Origin of the sequence: Actinosynnema sp. NPDC002837 (assembly GCF_040295345.1) — a bacterium.
Classification (GTDB): Bacteria; Actinomycetota; Actinomycetes; order Mycobacteriales; family Pseudonocardiaceae; genus Actinosynnema.
Window position 1 is genome coordinate 76,055 of record NZ_JBEOVG010000003.1, and the last position, 16,421, is coordinate 92,475.

Here is a 16,421-nt window from a genome sequence, read left to right on the forward strand (position 1 = left end):
TGGCGTGGTGTATTGGCGGGGATCGCCGCGCTGCGCAGGCGACCTCGATCGAGGCCGCCTGATTTCGGTCCGCGGTGCCGGCTCAGTGGTTTTGCGTTCTACCGGTCGATGTGGCGAATAGGCCGAGAATGGCCGTCGATCCCGATCACGGTGCCCCCTGGCGTACTGAATGCCCGGCACGAGCAAACTACACAGATCAATGCACGGTCAATGCATCGGAACATGGCGCAGATCACATGCGTCCATTTGTGTGACGGCGAGAATGTCCGATAAGCCGGCCACGTGGTCTGATCGGGTGAAATAGAGCGGAATGCAAAGGAGGGGTTCGGCCGTCCGGCCGAACCCCTCCTGGTCTGCGGATATGCAGGTCAACCCGTTGGTCGAACACCGCCGCCGATCGGATCGGGTCCGTTCTCCGGCGTCGTCGTGGAGGTGGTGGGCGGGCAGGCCAGGCCCACGCACGGACGGGTCGAGGTCGTCGGCTTGGTGGTCGTCGGCTTGGTCGAGGTCGGGTCGGTCGTCGTCGACCGGTTGTCCTCGTCCCGCTTCTGCGTGGTCGTCGTGGTGGTCGTCGTGGTGGTCGGCTTCGGGTCGTCGAACTGGTTCAACTTCCTCGGCTTCGGGAACGGCTCCGCCGGCGTCCCCTCCAAGGCCCGGTCCATGAACCTCTTCCAGATCTGACCGGGCAGGCCACTACCGAAGATCGGCCGGTTCTGCGCGTCCTTCAACGCCACGCTGCCCGCGGGGTTGCCGATCCACACCGACGCCGACAGCGTCGGCGTGTAGCCGACCATCCACGCCTTCGAGTTCTGCGTGGCGTCGTTGGGGAGCTCGTGCGTGCCGGTCTTGCCGGCGCACTCACGGCCCGCGCACGCGAGACCGGTCGACGGCTTCACGACGGGCTTGAGCGCCTCGGTGACGTTGTCGGCGATGTCCTGGTTCTTCTGCGGGTCCGGGTCGAACGCCAGCCGGGACTCGTCGACGTGCTGGTAGACGGCCTTGCCCTCGGTGTTGGCGATCTTCGAGATGAAGAACGGCTCGTGGTACGTGCCGCGCGCGGCGAACGTGGCGTACGCCGACGCCATGTCGAACGGCCGGACCTGCGCCTCGCCGCCACCGAGCGCGATACCCGCGTTCGGCGCGCCGCCGGTCTCCTTGTTGACCAGCAGCTTCTCCTCGCCGTTGCCGACGTCCACGACCCTGGGAATGCCTGCGGCGTACGCCGCGTCGGCGACCGGCTGGGTGCCGATCTCCAGCACCATCTCGTAGAACACCGTGTTGAGCGACAGCTCCATCGCCTTGCGGATGGGACACTTCTCGCCGCAGCTGTTGTTCCGGTCCGACGCGTTGCGGATCACGATGGGGTCGCCGCCGAGGTTGAAGGTCTTCGGCGAGCGGCCGTCATAGGTCGAGCCGAGGCCCTTGCCCGCCTTCAGCGCCGCCACCAGGTCGAACGGCTTGAACGAGGAGCCCGCCTCCTGGATCGTGCCGCGTGCGAAGTCCTGGCCGACGCCGTCCTCGCCCGCGTAGTACGCCCTCACCGCGCCCGTCTGCGGGTCGATCGCGGTGAGGGAGGACCTCAGCTCCTTCGGCTGCGGGCCCATGATGTCGCGCACCGCCTCCTCGGCCGCCAACTGCTTCGGCGGGTCGATGGTGGTGTGCACGGTGACGCCGACCGACTGGGACTTCTTGACGTCCCACCCGACCTTGTCCATCTCCTCGATGACCTGGTTGCGGATGTGCAGGCGCGGGCCCGCCAGGCCGGAGTCGTCGGTCTGCGGCACCGGCTCCGGGAACGGCTCGGACTGGCGGTAGGACGGCTCGATCCACTTGTACTCGAGCAGCTGGTCCATCACGTAGTTCCAGCGCTCCAGCGCGTACGCGGGCTGCTCGGACCGGCTCGGGTTCTGGACCATGCCGGCCAGCAGGGCGGCCTGCGAGTAGGTGAGGTTCTTCAGGTCGTCGTGACCGAAGTACGCCTTCGCCGCCGTCTTGATGCCGTAGGCGCCCTTGCCGAAGTAGATCGTGTTCAAGTACGCGGTCAGGATGTCTTTCTTGTCCTGCTGCTGCGACATCTTGTACGCGGTGACCGCCTCGGTGAACTTGCGGCTCAGCGTCATGTCGCTCTGGTCGGTGGCTTCCTTGACGTACTGCTGCGTGAGGCCGGAGCCACCGCTCTGCTCGCCCTTGAGCTGGTAGTAGGCCGCGCGGGCGATGGCCTTCAGGTCGAAGCCGACGTTCGTCTCGAACGTCGGGTCCTCCGCCGCGAACAGGGCGTGCTTGATCGAATCCGGCAGGTCCTCGTACTTGACCATGGTGCGGTTCGCCTCGCCGGGGGCGTACTTCGTCATCACGGAGCCGTCGGCGTAGAGGATCGTGATCGCCTTGCCCTGTTCGGCCGCGAGGGCCTCCGGGTTCGGGACCTCGACCACCTGGTAGGCGATGGCGAACGCGACGACGGGCGCCAGCAGCATGAGCCCGAAGGCCACGTAGGCGGTGCGGCGCACGCGGCGCCAGACCTTCTTGCGACGCACGGCGCGGGCCTCCTCCTCGGTCAGCTCCTCGTCGTACTCGTCGTCGTAGAACGGCTCGAGCTCGACCTCGTCCTCGCGGTGCGTGAGGAGCTCAGGTTCGCGCGGCGTGGTCTGGTACACCGGCGGCAGCAGGTCCGTCGGCTCCTCGCCGGGACGCCGCGGCGGACCGCCCGGACCGGCGGGACCGCCGGGTCTGCGCGGACCGCCCGGACCGCCGACCGGTGGCCGGCCGCCGGGCGGCACGGGTCCGCGCAGGCCGCCGGGAGGCGTGTTCGGGCGCTGGCCGGGGCCGCCGGGGCCGCTGCCCGCCACGCCGGGACCGGTCGGGGGGCCGCCGGGCCTGCCGCCGGGGCCGGGTGCGCCGGGACCGGCCGGTCGCCGTGGCGGCGGGCCGCCGCGGGGAATCCCGCCGGGCGGCGTCCCTCCCGCCGGCGGGACGCCCGCGCCGGGCGGCGGGCCGGGGCGGGAGAACCCGCCCGGCGGGGTGCCGTGCCGAGGGCCGGGGCCGTCCATCGGAGCGCGCGCGAAACCACCTGGCGGGGTGTTCGGACGCTCCGGCTGATCCCCGGCGCCGTGGCGCGGTGCGTGCCCGCCGCCGTCCGGGTCCTCCCCGGTCGGCCACTGCGGCTCCGCGCCACGATGCCTGTCGTCATGCTGGTCGTTCACGAAATGGCCTCCCAGACCGGCGTGCCGTTGCACGCGGTTCGGTGGTCGTACGCCGCTGCTCCTCGCCGGAGCGGCGCCCGCGGTCGGAGCAGGTTCACTCCGCCGCGGTCCTCCTGCGCGGCTTGCCTGAGTTCAAGCCACGCGTTCCCAGGACGTATGACTGCACCAGGTGGTTCCAACTACATGTGCGGCAAACTTCGACCACGTACACGGTGAACTCCTCGAAGAGGGTCGCCATGCGGGCCAGCTCGTCGGTGGTGCGCGCGGATCCGGCCGCGTGCTTGAGCTCGTCGCCGTAGACCCAGGACACGTGGGTGAGCGGTTCCTTGCGGCACACCGGGCAGGTCACATCGCTCGGTCGGCCGTGGAACTTCGCAGCTCGCAGCAGGTACGGGCTGGCGTCGCAGACCTCCATCGTGCCCACTCGGCCCGCGTAGACCTCCGCCAGCAGCGCGCGGCGCTGCAAGGCGTAGTCCACGACCTGGCGTTGGGTCGACACGACGACCAGAGTACGTGCCGCCCCAACCGCGTCGATGGGCCGTTCAGGGCAGTGGGCCGAAGGTAGGGGTCGCTGTGTGCCACGTGACACCGCGTCGGCGTGCGCGGATGTATCGCACCGATATACTGAGCACACCCATCGGCGCTCACCCGAGCGAGGAGGTGCGCGTGCTGGAGTTCGCGGTGCTCGGCCTGCTGCACGAGGCGCCCATGCACGGCTACGAGCTGCGCAAACGGCTCCACGAGCTGCTGGGTGCGTTCCGCGCGTTCTCCTACGGGACGCTGTACCCCACGTTGCGAAAGCTGCAACGCGGCGGCCTCATCGTCGAGGAAGTGCCCGAGGAGGACTCGGCCCGCTGGGGCCGTCGGGCGCGCAAGGTCTACAAGCTCACCGCGGAGGGCAAGGAGAGGTTCGCCGAACTGCTGGTCAACGCCGGACCCCAGACGTGGGACGACGACTCGTTCGGCGTGCACCTGGCCTTCTTCTCCCGGACCCCGGCCGAGATCAGGATGCGCATCCTCGAAGGCCGCCGGCGTCGCGTCGAGGAACGCCGCGAGGGGCTGCGCACCTCGTTATCGGCTACCAGCGAGCGCATCGACCGGTACACCCGGGAGCTGCACCGGCTCGGGCTGGAGAGCACCGAGCGCGAAGTGCGGTGGTTGAACGAGCTGATCGCCCATGAACAGGCCGAACAGCGCGAGCGGGACCAATAACCCCCCGAATACGAGCACGGAAGAACTAAGGAGGACTCGGCATGGGCGACAACCGCCGCACCGTTCGAGTGGCCATTGTCGGGGTCGGCAACTGCGCGGCGTCGCTGGTGCAGGGCGTCCACTACTACCGCGATGCCGACCCGAGCACCCGCGTGCCCGGTCTGATGCACGTCCGGTTCGGCGACTACCACGTGCGCGACATCGAGTTCGTCGCCGCGTTCGACGTGGACGCCAAGAAGGTCGGCTCGGACCTGTCCGAGGCCATCGGGGCGAGCGAGAACAACACGATCAAGATCGCCGACGTGCCGCCGCTGGGCGTCACCGTGCAGCGCGGTCACACCCTCGACGGGCTCGGCCGGTTCTACCGGGAGACCATCGAGGAGTCCGACGAGCAGCCGGTCGACGTGGCGCAGGCGCTGCGCGACGCATCGGTGGACGTGCTCGTGTCCTACCTGCCGGTGGGCTCGGAGGAGGCGGACCGCTTCTACGCGCAGGCCGCCATCGACGCCGGCGTGGCGTTCGTCAACGCGCTGCCGGTGTTCATCGCCTCCGACCCGGAGTGGGCGGAGAAGTTCCGCGCGGCCGGCGTGCCGATCGTCGGCGACGACATCAAGTCGCAGGTCGGCGCCACCATCACGCACCGCGTGCTGGCCAAGCTGTTCGAGGACCGCGGCGTCCAGCTCGACCGGACGATGCAGCTCAACGTGGGCGGGAACATGGACTTCCTGAACATGAAGGAGCTGGAGCGGCTGGAGTCAAAGAAGGTCTCCAAGACGCAGGCGGTGACCTCGCAGGTCGACCGCGACCTGGGCAAGCGCAACGTCCACATCGGCCCGTCGGACTACGTGGCGTGGCTGGACGACCGCAAGTGGGCCTACGTGCGGCTGGAGGGCCGGGCGTTCGGCGACGTGCCGCTGAACCTGGAGTACAAGCTCGAGGTGTGGGACTCGCCGAACTCGGCGGGCATCATCATCGACGCGGTGCGCGCCGCCAAGATCGCGTTGGACCGGGGGATCGGCGGCCCGATCCTGTCGGCGTCGTCCTACTTCATGAAGTCCCCGCCCGTGCAGTACTCGGACTCCGAGGCGCACGAGGCGGTCGAGGCGTTCATCCGCGGCGACGTCGAGCGCTGAGTCCTCTCGCGACGGACCCCCTGCACCGGGTGCAGGGGGTCTTCTCGCACGTCAGCGCTTGGACAACCGCAACGACTGCCACGACCCGTCGGCCGTCCAACCGCCGTCCACGGGCAGCGCGACGCCGTTGATGAAACCGCTCCGGCCCGGGTCGGCCAGGAAGGCGACGGCCTGCGCGATGTCGTCGGGCGCCGCGAACCGGCCCATCGGCACGTGGTCGGTGATGTCGGCGTCGTCGTAGTGCCCGCCGGCCTGCGACTCGACGTCCATCTCGGTCTTCACCCAGCCCGGGCACACCGCGTTGACCCGGACACCGCGCCCGCCCCACTCCACGGCGAGCGTGCGCGTCATGCCGATCAGCCCGTGCTTGGTGGTGTTGTAGGCGGCCCGGTCGGCGACGCCGCGCAACCCGGCCACGGACGCGATGTTCACCACCGCGCCCCGCCCGCGCGCCAGCATCACCCGGCCCAACGCCTGCGTCAGCAGGAACGGCCCGGTCAGGTTGACCGCCACCATCCGCTCCCACAGCTCCAGGGACGTGTCCTCGAACGGCACGATCCCCGCGATCCCGGCGTTGTTGACCAGCACGTCGACCCGGTCGCCGACCCGCTCGACCACCCTGGCCACGTCGGCCGGCGACGACACGTCGCCCACCACGCCGCCGTCGGTCTCGGTGAGGTCGAACCCGACCACCTCGTACCCGTCCTCGCGCAGCACCTCGGCCACCCGCAGCCCGATCCCCTGCGCCGCCCCGGTGACCACCGCAACTCGTCGCTCCATGGTGGGCACGCTAGGGCGTCGACAGGGCGCCGGGCAGGTCCGACAGCCGCCGCAGCACGGTGACCTGCGCCAACACCGCCGGATCCGGCGGGAAGTGCTCGTTCGGGACGGCGTAGACGGTCATGCCGGCGGACAGGGCCGCGCGCAGGCCGTTGGTCGAGTCCTCCACCGCCGCGCTGCGGGTCGGGTCGACGCCCAGCTTCGACGTGGCCAGGAGGTAGACGTCCGGCGCCGGCTTGCCCGCGCCCGCCTGCTCGCTGGAGAGGGCCACCGGGACGACGTCGGTCAGGTCGGTCGCGGCGAGGAACGACTTGATCAGCACCGGCGGCGACGAGCTGGCGATGGCGACCGGGTAGCGCGACGCCACCTCGCGCACGACGTCCACCGCGCCCGGCAGCACGGGCGGGCCCTCGGCGTAGCGCTCGGCCATCTCGCCGATCACGCCCGCCGCCGCCTCGGCCGGTGTCAGCCGCACGCCGACCTCGGTCACCAGGTAGGTCGCCCACTCGGGCGTGCTCATGCCCTGCATCGCCCTGGTCGCCGCCGGTTGCCACGTGCCACCGTGCCGGGCGGCGAAGGCCTGGCGCACCTCGTCCCACATCCGCTCGGAGTCCACCAGCACGCCGTCGAGGTCGAACACCACCGCATCCACACCCATGACCGTAGTGTGAGCGCACTTACTTAGCTAGCCTAACCATAATTGGTTAGGCTAGCTAAGTGAAATTCCTCGACCAACCCCGTCAGGTGTGGGTCACGGCGTTCGCCGCGGTGATCGCGTTCATGGGCATCGGGCTCGTCGACCCGATCCTGCTGTCGATCGCCGAGGGCCTGCGCGCCACACCGTCGCAGGTCACCCTGCTCTTCTCCTCCTACCTGGGCGTCCAGGTCGTCGCCATGCTCTTCACCGGCGTCGCGTCGGCCCGCTTCGGCGCGAAGCGCACGCTCGTCGGCGGCCTCGCCCTGATCGTGGCGGCCACGACGCTGTGCGCACTCGCGGGCGACATCGGCCAGCTCGTCGGCCTGCGCGCCGTCTGGGGCCTGGGCAACGCGTTCTTCATCGCCACCGCGCTGTCGGTGATCGTCGGCGCGGCCACCGGCGGCCGGAAGGGCGCGATCCTGCTCTACGAAGCCGCGCTCGGCCTCGGCCTGTCCGTCGGGCCGCTGCTCGGCGCCCTGCTCGGCAGCTTCTCGTGGCGCGGCCCGTTCATCGGCACCGCCGTGCTGATGGCCGTCGCCCTCGTGCTGTGCGCGGTCTTCCTCGCCGACGACGAGTCGCGGCACCCGATCCGGCTCCTCGACCCGCTGCGCGCCCTGCGCCACCCCGACCTGCTGCGCACGGCGCTCGGCTCCGCCCTCTACACGGCCGCGTTCTTCGCCGTGCTGGCCTGGTCGCCGTTCGTCCTCGGCTGGGGCGCGGTGCGGATCGGGCTGGTCTTCTTCGGCTGGGGCGCGTGCGTCGCGGTGGCGGGGGTCTGGCTCGCGCCACGCCTGGCCGACCGCTTCGGCGACCGCCGCACGACCGTCGCCGCGGTGCTCGCGTTCGCGGTGCTGATGCTGGTCATGGCCGTGCCGAGCAAGCCGCTCCTGGTGGTCGCGGTGATCGTCAGCGGCGTGGTCTCGGGCGTGCTCAACACCCTGTTCACGAGCACGGCGATGAGCGTCAGCCCGGCGCCGCGCCAGGTGGCGAGCGCGGGCTACAACTTCCTGCGCTGGTTCGGCGGCGCGCTGGCCGCGACGTTCGTCGGCCACCTCGCCCACCCGTTCGTGGTCGCCGCCGCGTGCTGCGCCCTCGCGGCCGGCCTGCTCGCCCTCGGTCGCACGGCCGAGCGCGCCGTGCCGACCGAAGCGATTCTCGTCGGTGAGGACTTGGTGGGTTAACAACAGGTGAACGCCGGCCTACTGTCAGTTGGTCCCGTACTGACCGTAGGAGGCGCGTCGTGGTGCGACACCTTCCCCTGCTGGCCAACCACTCCGCCGGCCGCGCGGCCGTCACCTGCGAGTACCGCTGCGGCGACGCGTGCTTCCACGACGTGCCGAACACCTCGGGCAACCCGTCCTTCGACGACCTGGTCGACCGCCGCACGGCCATCAAAGCGGCGCTGGTCGTCGCCGCGGTCGGCGGTGGCGCGGCGGCCGGGACGGGCACAGCGGCGGCCGGCACGGACAGCGCGGCGGCCGGATCGCGTCCGCTCGGCCTGGACTTCGAACCCGTCGCGCCGAACGCGCTGGACGCCGTCGTCGTCCCCGAGGGCTACCGCCAGGAAGTCGTGATCCGCTGGGGCGACCCGCTCTTCCCCGACGCGCCGGAGTTCGACTTCGACCGCCAGACCGCCGCCGCGCAGGCCCGCCAGTTCGGGTTCAACTGCGACTTCGCCGCGCTGCTGCCGCTGGACCCGACGGGACGGGCGAACCTGCTCGTCACCAACCACGAGTACACCGGCGAGCCGTTCATGTTCCGCGGCTACGACGCCGAGAACCCCACCCGCGAGCAGGTCGAGATCGCGTGGGCGGCGCACGGCCTGTCCGTCGTGCAGGTCCACCAGTCCCGCGACGGCCGGCTGAGCACGCGGTTCTCCCGCTACAACCGCCGCATCACGGCCACGACGCCGTTCCGGCTCACCGGTCCGGCGGCGGGCTCGGAGTACCTCAAGACCTCCGCCGACCCGACCGGCACGCTGGTGCTCGGCACGCTGAACAACTGCGCCGGCGGCGTCACGCCGTGGGGCACGATCCTGTCCGGTGAGGAGAACTTCAACCAGTACTTCGGCAACGCCGACGCGCTGGCCGACCCGCGCCTGACCCGCTACGGCATCACCGGCACGGCCACCACCCGCAAGTGGGAGCGGTTCGACCGGCGCTTCGACCTGGCGCGGGAGCCCAACGAGGCCAACCGGTTCGGCTACGTCGTCGAGATCGACCCGCTCGACCCCGACTCCACGCCGGTCAAGCACACCGCGCTCGGCCGCTTCAAGCACGAGTGCGCGAACGTCCGCATCGCGGGCGACGGCCGGGTGGTCGCCTACTCCGGCGACGACGAGCGGTTCGAGTACGTCTACAAGTTCGTCTCCACCGGCAAGGTGCGCCGCGGCGACGGCAAAGCCGCCCGCCGGCACAACATGACCCTCCTCGACGACGGCACGCTCTACGTCGCCCGCTTCACCGGCGACAGCCCGCCCGCCGAGATCGACGGCTCCGGCAGGCTGCCCTCCGACGGCCGGTTCGACGGCCGCGGCGAGTGGATCCCGCTGGTCAGCGGCACGCGGTCGTTCGTGCCGGGCATGACCGCCGAAGAGGTCTACGTCTTCACCCGGCTCGCCGCGGACAAGGTCGGCGCGACCAGGATGGACCGTCCCGAGGACATCCAGACCCACCCGCGCACCGGTGTCGTCTACCTCGCCCTGAGCAACAACGTCGACCGCGGCAAGGAGGGCAAGGAGGGCGCGACCGAGCCGAACCCGCGCGTGGCCAACAAGCACGGCCAGGTGCTGGAACTCGCCGAGCGCGGCGGCGACGCCCTCGCGCTCACCTTCACGTGGAACCTGATGCTGGTCTGCGGCGACCCGGCCTCGCCCGACACCTACTTCGCGGGCTACGACAAGACCCGGGTCTCCCCGGTCTCCAGCCCCGACAACGTGGCGTTCGACCGGCACGGCAACCTGTGGATCTCCAGCGACTCGGGCGGCGCGCTCAACGGCTACAACGACGGCCTGTACGCCGTGCCGGTGTCCGGGCCGCACCGCGGGCGGCTCCAGGCGTTCCTCACCGTGCCGCGCGGCGCGGAGACGTGCGGGCCGGTGATCGGCGAACGCGTGGTCACGGTGTGCGTGCAGCACCCCGGCGAGGTGGACGGCGCCAGTGCGGACAACCCGGTCTCGCACTGGCCGGACGGCGGCGACTCGCAACCGCGCTCCGCGGTCGTCGCGGTCTGGCGCGACCACCACCGCATCGGTGAGTGACCGCCCGGCGACACCCCGTGTGAGCTGGCGGTTCCGGCTCGTCGACGCCCGAGGTGTTCGCCTCGCGTTCACTTCGAAGTCCGCTGCAGGTGGACTTGCCCTCTTACGGTCGCCCGGTTCCCACTGAGCGATCTCGGAGGTCCGCGTGTCCTCATCCACCGATCGGGGGCGGCGTCTGCTGCCCCTGCTGCCCAACCACCCCCTCGGGCGTTCGGCGATCACCTGCAAGTACCGCTGCGGCGACGCGTGCGCGCACGAGGCGCCCAACACCTCCGACAACGCCTACTTCGGTGACGTCGTCGGCGAGGTCGTGCGTCGGCGCGGCCTGCTCAAGGCGGGCGCGGTGCTCGCCGTCGCGGGCGCGGGTGTCGGGCTGGTCGGTGCCGGCAGCGCCGCCGCGAAGCCCGAGGTCGCCCCCGACGCCGACCTCGGCGGCGGTCGTCGACGTGACGGCCTGAACTTCACCGCCGTCGCGCCCAACACCGAGGACCGCGTCGTCGCGCCCGAGGGCTACGAGCAGGGCGTCGTGCTGCGCTGGGGCGACCCGGTGGTGCCCGGCGCGCCCGCGTTCGACTTCGACCGCCAGACCCCGGCCGCGCAGGCGAAGCAGTTCGGCTACAACTGCGACTTCCTCGGCCTGGTGCCGGTCGGCGGGCACGACCGGTGGGTGCTCGTGGCCAACCACGAGTACACCTCCGAGGAGTTCCTGTTCAAGGACTGGGACGCGGCCAACCCGACCCGTGAGCAGACCGAGATCGCCTGGGCCGCGCACGGCGCGTCGGTGGTGCTGGTCGAGCGCGACCGGCGCAGCGGGAAGCTCGTGCCCAAGCTGGACCGGCGCTACAACCGGCGGCTGACCGCGACCTCGGAGTTCGCGGTCACCGGGCCGGCGGCGGGCTCGAAGTACCTCAAGACCTCCGCCGACCCGACCGGCACGAAGGTGTTGGGCACGCTCAACAACTGCGCCGGCGGCGTGACGCCGTGGGGCACGATCCTGTCCGGCGAGGAGAACTTCAACCAGTACTTCGCCAACGCGGGCTCGGTCACCGACCCGGTCGCCAAGGCGCGGCTGGCCCGCTACGGCCTGTCCGGCGCGGCGTCCACCCGCAAGTGGGAGCGGTTCGACAAGCGCTTCGACGTGGCGCAGGAGCCCAACGAGGTCAACCGGTTCGGCTGGGTCGTCGAGATCGACCCGCTCGACCCGGACTCGACCCCGGTCAAGCACACCGCGCTGGGCCGCTTCAAGCACGAGGGCGCGAACGTGATCGTCGCCCGGGACGGCCGCGTGGTCGCGTACATGGGCGACGACGAGCGCTTCGACTACATGTACAAGTTCGTGTCCGACGAGAAGGTCAAGCCGGGCAACAGCAAGCACGCGCGCGAGCACAACAAGAAGCTGCTGGACAAGGGCACGCTGTACGTCGCCAAGCTCACCGGCGACAGCCCGGTCGCCGAGATCGACGGTTCCGGCAAGCTGCCCGCCGACGGTGAGTTCGACGGCTCCGGCGAGTGGATCCCGCTGGCCGCGGGCGACCGCTCGTTCGTGCCCGGCTTCACCGCCGAGGAGGTCTACGTCTTCACGCGGCTCGCGGCGGACGCCGTCGGCCCGACCAAGATGGACCGCCCCGAGGACGTCGAGCCGAACCCGCGCAACCGCCGGGTGTACGCGGCGCTGACCAACAACAGCGACCGCGGCAAGGCGGGCAAGGAAGGCGCGACCGAGCCGAACCCGCGCCCGAACAACCGCCACGGTCACGTGCTGGAGCTGGAGGAGCGCCACGGCGACAACACCGCCACGTCGTTCTCGTGGAAGCTGCTGCTGGTGTGCGGCGACCCGACGTCGGCCGACACGTACTTCGGCGGCTACGACAAGACCCAGGTCTCGCCGATCTCGTGCCCGGACAACCTGGCGTTCGACGCGCGGGGCAACCTGTGGATCTCCACCGACGGCAACGCCCTGAAGTCCAACGACGGCCTGTTCGCGGTGCCGGTCGAGGGCCCGTACCGCGGCCGGGTGAAGCAGTTCCTGACCGTGCCGAGGGGCGCCGAGACGTGCGGCCCGGTGGTCGAGGACGACTTCGTGCTCGTCGCCGTGCAGCACCCCGGCGAGATCGACGGCGCCTCGGCCGCCAACCCGCTGTCGCACTGGCCGGACGGCGGCAACTCCCAGCCGCGCCCGTCCGTGGTCGCGGTGTGGAAGAAGGACAAGGGCCGCATCTGCGGCTGACCCGGGGTGGAGGGCTCGCGCCACCGCGCCCGAGCCCTCCACCGACTTGTCCACAGGCGAGCGAGTTGTCCACAGGTGACGCCCGACGCCGCCGATTCGTCGGTCCTGCGTGGCAGGGTGAAAGCAGGGGTCCCCTTGCCGGGGACGCCTGCGAAGCGTCGCCGTCGCCGGGGGTGTCCCTATGTGGTTGTCAGGCAGCGATCGGGGTGGGGACGACTTCGGGGTGTCGGTAGTGGGTCTTGGTGCGGAGCATGGCGAACAGGACGTCGCAGCGGCGGCGGGCCAGGCAGATCAGTGCGGCGTTGTGTTTTTGCCTTGGTGGCGTTTTCGCTGGTAGTAGGCTCTGCTGGCGGGGTCGGACAGGGCGGCGAACGCGGCGAGGAAGAACGCTCGTTTGAGTTTGCGGTTGCCGGTTCGGGCCGGGTGCTCGCCCTTGATGCTGCTGCCGGAGCTGCGGGTGACCGGGGCGATGCCGGCGTAGGCGGCCAGGTGCCCGGAGGACTTGAACGCGGTGGCGTCGCCGATCTCCAGCAGGATGCGGGCTGCGGTCCTGACCCCGATGCCGGGCATGGAGGTCAGGACCCCGGCGAGAGGGTGTGCACCGAGTATCCCCTCGACCTCGACGGCGACCTGTTTGCGTTGCAGGAGAACGGTTTTCAGGCTGTCGGACAGGCGGGGCAGCACCGTGTCGGCGGCCGTGGTACCCGGGACGGTGACGGTCTGCTCGTCCAGCGCCGTCATGATCGCCTCGACGAGCTTGTCACCCATCCGCGGGGCGTGGGCGGACGCGATCGCGGTGAGTTTGCGTCGGCCCGCCTTGGCGATGCCGGTCGGGCCTCCGCAGCGGGAAAGGATCTCCAGCACGCCGGGTGGCTGATCCTGGGGCCGATGGCGCGTTCCAGGGCGGGGTGGACGCCGGCGAGCAGGCCGCGGATGCGGTTGCCGATCCGGGTGGCCTCGCCGGCCAGGTCGTCGTCGAACCCGACCAGCACGTCCAGCTCGGCCAGGGCCTCGTCGCCGACGTCGACCGGACGCAGCGTGTGCGGCAGACTGCGGGCCGCGTCGGCGAGGACGAAGGCGTCCCGGGCGTCGGTCTTCGCGCGGCCGGGGTAGAGGTCGGCGACGCGGCGCATGGCCAGGCCGGGCAGGTAGGCGACCTTCAGGCCGGCGGCGCGGGCGACGGCGACCGGCAGCGCGCCGATCGTCACAGGCTGGTCGACCACCACCAGCAGCGGACCGTGGGCCGCGAGTCTGTCGAACAACGCCCGCAGCCTGGGCTCGCTGTTGGGCAGCGGTCCGTCGTGCAGCCGCTTCCTTCGGGGTCCAAGCCGACGGCGTGGTGCTCGCCCTTGCCCACATCCAGACCGAGGAACACCTGGTAATCGCTGGTCATCGGTCGTGCCGTTCGTTCGTCGCGGGTGGTCGCGGGACGGGCATCGTCGGCCGGCACCCACGTTACGACGAGACCTGTCCATCGGTCGGTCGTGCCCCTATCAGCGGTCCGGCCGGCGGCGTGCTGGTGCGCCCGGATGACCGTGGGATCCACCGACACGTCCCACACGATCGACCCGGCGGCACCGATCCGCACCCGCCACCGAAAGCCGTCGATCAACTGCCTCTTGCTCCACTTCGGCGGACGGCCCGACTTGGCACCGACGGGCGGCAAAGAGTGGCAAGACCGCTCACCGCGCGTCGGTCAGGTCGGCCTGCCCCGCTGCCGCTACGCCGACTACGAGGTCTCCGGCACTGCGGTTTCGCTTGGTCGCTGAACCACTCACCGGAGACCTCGCCGCGTTCCGGCCACCGACACGTCGCCGGCAGCCCACCTTTGACACGCGCTCGCCGGGGACGCCTGCGAAGCGTCGCCGGTGGGCACGCCGCGGGCGGTGGTTGGTTAGGGTCCTGGCATGAGTCGACCCGTTGCGCTGGTGACCGGTGCGTCGCGTGGGATCGGTGCGGCGGTGGCGCGCGCCCTCGCCCCGACGCACGACCTGCTGCTCGGCGGACGCGACGAGAACGCGTTGGCGGACCTGGCCGCGACGCTGGAGTCCGCCCGCCCCTGGCCGGTCGAGCTCACCGACACCGACGCCCTGGCCGCGGCCACCGCCCGCCTCACGCGCCTGGACGTCCTGGTGCACAGCGCGGGCGTCGCCGAACTCGGCCCGCTCGCCGACGCGACCGCCGACGTCTGGCGGCGCACCCTCGACGTCAACGTGGTCGCGGTCGCCGAGCTCACCCGGCTGGCGCTGCCGCTCCTGCGCGCCGCCCGCGGCCACGTCGTGCTGATCAACTCCGGCGCGGGGCTGCGCGCCAACCCCGACTGGGGCGTCTACGCCGCCAGCAAGTTCGCACTGCGCGCCTTCGGCGACGCACTGCGCGCCGAAGAAGAAGACCTCCGCGTCACGTCCGTCCACCCCGGACGCGTCGACACCGACATGCAGCGCGGTGTCCGCGAGCAGGAGAACGGCGACTACCAGCCGCACCTCTACCTGCACGCGGACTCCGTGGCCCGGGCCGTCGCCACCGCCGTGAACGCGGGCGAGGACGCCCACTTCACCGAGATCGTCCTCCGCCCCCGCCCCCGCTGAACTACCGCAGCCGGGCCGCCACCTCGCGCACGCCCGCCTGCGCCTCACGCCGGTCCACGTTCGTGGTCTCGCCGTCGGCCACGACCTGCTTGCCCGCCACCCACACGTCCTTGACCCGCCGCGTGCCCGAAGCCCACACCAGGTTCGCCAGCACCTGCTCGTCCGGCGCGTCCAACCCCGTGGCGAACGCCGGGTCGTCCACGTCCACGTGCACCACGTCGCCCCACCGACCGGGCTCGAGCGCGCCCAGGTCGTCACGCCCCAACGCCGCCGCACCACCGCGCGTGGCGAGCAGCAACGCGTCCGCCGCCCGCATCGCGGTCGCGTCCCCCGACGTCACGCGCGCCAGCAGCGCCGCCAACCTGGCCTCCTCGAACAGGTCCAGGTCGTCGTTGGACGCCGGCCCGTCGGTGCCCAACCCGACCGCGACGCCCGCGTCCAGGTACGACCGCAACGGCGCGATGCCCGACGCCAGCTTGGTGTTCGAGCCGGGGCAGTGCGCGATGCCGACCCCGTGCCGGGCGTAGATCGCCACGTCCTCCGGCGACAGGTGCACGGAGTGCGCCGACAGCACCCGCCCGCCCAGCACGCCCGCCTGCTCCAACAACCGCGGCACGGACCCGTGCGACGCCCGCTGCTCCAGGTCCTCCTCCGGCGACTCGGCCACGTGCACCTGCACCAGCGCGCCGCGGTCACGCGCCTCGCCCGCGATCTCGCCGAGCGCCTCCGGCGACAGGATGTACGCCGAGTGCGGCCCGTAGCTCAGCTCGACCCGCTCGTCCGGCCCGAACCGCAGCCCGTCGGCGTCGATCCACCGGGTGATCTCGTCGGTCATCGGCCGCCACGGCATCCCCGGCAGGTCCATGATCGCCGCACCGAACAGCACGCGCGACCCGGCCGCGAGCACCGCGTCCGCGAGCTGCTCGCCGTGGAAGTACATCTCGGCGCTCGTGGTCACGCCGTTGCGCAGCATCTCCACCGCGCCGAGCAGCATGCCGACCCGGATGTCCGACGGCTTCATCTTCGCCTCGGCCGGCCACATCGCCTCGCGCAGCCAGCGCAGCAGCGGCAGGTCGCCGCCCATGCCGCGCAGCAGCACCATCGGGCTGTGCGCGTGCGCGTTCACCAGGCCGGGCAACAGGATCCCGCTCAGCCGGCGGACCTCGCCCGCGAACTCCGGGGCGTCGGCCGCCGGGCCGACGTGCGCGACCCGGCCGTCGACGACGTCGACGACGGCGTCGCGCAGGACGGTGCAGGCGGGATCGCAGGGCAGGACCACGGGGGCGTGCAGGCGCAGCGACATACCCCGATCCTGCCGCACTCGA

12 protein-coding genes and 1 pseudogene are annotated in these 16,421 nt (G+C 71.4%); 7 read left to right on the plus strand and 6 right to left on the minus strand.

What is annotated here, in order from left to right; translation table 11 throughout:
• Window positions 1–368: 368 nt before the first annotated feature.
• Window positions 369–3,047, minus strand: coding sequence for a transglycosylase domain-containing protein (locus ABTZ99_RS03070; protein ID WP_499607723.1), 2,679 nt, complete (start codon window positions 3,045–3,047; stop codon window positions 369–371).
• Between the two features lie 247 nt (window positions 3,048–3,294).
• On the minus strand, window positions 3,295–3,699 hold the full coding sequence (locus ABTZ99_RS03075; protein WP_498771492.1) for a DUF5318 domain-containing protein: 405 nt from the start codon (window positions 3,697–3,699) through the stop codon (window positions 3,295–3,297).
• Window positions 3,700–3,866: 167 nt separating this feature from the next.
• Here ABTZ99_RS03075 and ABTZ99_RS03080 point away from each other — a divergent pair, with 167 nt between their 5' ends.
• Both ABTZ99_RS03080 and ABTZ99_RS03085 read left to right on the plus strand, forming a co-directional pair.
• On the plus strand, window positions 3,867–4,412 hold the full coding sequence (locus ABTZ99_RS03080) for a PadR family transcriptional regulator (protein WP_498771494.1): 546 nt from the start codon (window positions 3,867–3,869) through the stop codon (window positions 4,410–4,412).
• 41 nt (window positions 4,413–4,453) lie between these two features.
• Complete coding sequence (locus ABTZ99_RS03085) at window positions 4,454–5,545, plus strand: inositol-3-phosphate synthase (protein ID WP_498771496.1); 1,092 nt, start codon at window positions 4,454–4,456, stop codon at window positions 5,543–5,545.
• 51 nt (window positions 5,546–5,596) lie between these two features.
• Here the strand turns inward: ABTZ99_RS03085 and ABTZ99_RS03090 are convergent, their stop codons facing one another.
• Together ABTZ99_RS03090 and ABTZ99_RS03095 are read right to left on the minus strand one after the other, a co-directional pair.
• A complete protein-coding gene (locus ABTZ99_RS03090; protein WP_498771498.1) occupies window positions 5,597–6,325 on the minus strand; it encodes an SDR family NAD(P)-dependent oxidoreductase in 729 nt (242 codons plus the stop codon).
• 10 nt (window positions 6,326–6,335) lie between these two features.
• Complete coding sequence (locus ABTZ99_RS03095) at window positions 6,336–6,977, minus strand: HAD family hydrolase (protein WP_498771962.1); 642 nt, start codon at window positions 6,975–6,977, stop codon at window positions 6,336–6,338.
• Window positions 6,978–7,042: 65 nt separating this feature from the next.
• On the opposite strand from ABTZ99_RS03095, the gene ABTZ99_RS03100 reads away from it, so the two are divergent.
• The 3 genes from ABTZ99_RS03100 (at window position 7,043) to ABTZ99_RS03110 (ending at window position 12,508) form a co-directional block, all read left to right on the plus strand.
• Window positions 7,043–8,203 carry an MFS transporter gene (locus ABTZ99_RS03100; RefSeq protein ID WP_499607728.1) on the plus strand — a complete coding sequence of 387 codons (1,161 nt, stop codon included), beginning with the start codon at window positions 7,043–7,045 and terminating at the stop codon, window positions 8,201–8,203.
• A gap of 62 nt (window positions 8,204–8,265) precedes the next feature.
• Window positions 8,266–10,281, plus strand: coding sequence for a PhoX family protein (locus tag ABTZ99_RS03105; protein ID WP_498771502.1), 2,016 nt, complete (start codon window positions 8,266–8,268; stop codon window positions 10,279–10,281).
• Window positions 10,282–10,426: 145 nt separating this feature from the next.
• Window positions 10,427–12,508, plus strand: a complete 2,082-nt coding sequence (locus ABTZ99_RS03110) for a PhoX family protein (RefSeq protein WP_499607732.1) — start codon at window positions 10,427–10,429, stop codon at window positions 12,506–12,508.
• Between the two features lie 190 nt (window positions 12,509–12,698).
• Here ABTZ99_RS03110 and ABTZ99_RS03115 read toward each other — a convergent pair.
• Window positions 12,699–13,901, minus strand: a pseudogene (locus ABTZ99_RS03115) (IS110 family RNA-guided transposase).
• 136 nt (window positions 13,902–14,037) lie between these two features.
• Here ABTZ99_RS03115 and ABTZ99_RS03120 point away from each other — a divergent pair.
• Window positions 14,038–14,277 (plus strand): hypothetical protein, encoded by a 240-nt coding sequence (locus ABTZ99_RS03120; RefSeq protein ID WP_499607974.1) that lies wholly within the window; start codon window positions 14,038–14,040, stop codon window positions 14,275–14,277.
• A 138-nt stretch (window positions 14,278–14,415) separates the two neighbouring features.
• Window positions 14,416–15,096, plus strand: a complete 681-nt coding sequence (locus ABTZ99_RS03125; RefSeq protein ID WP_499607735.1) for an SDR family oxidoreductase — start codon at window positions 14,416–14,418, stop codon at window positions 15,094–15,096.
• 1 nt (window position 15,097) lies between these two features.
• Here the strand turns inward: ABTZ99_RS03125 and ABTZ99_RS03130 are convergent, their stop codons facing one another.
• Complete coding sequence (locus tag ABTZ99_RS03130) at window positions 15,098–16,399, minus strand: amidohydrolase family protein (RefSeq protein WP_499607738.1); 1,302 nt, start codon at window positions 16,397–16,399, stop codon at window positions 15,098–15,100.
• Between the last annotated feature and the right edge of the window lie 22 nt (window positions 16,400–16,421).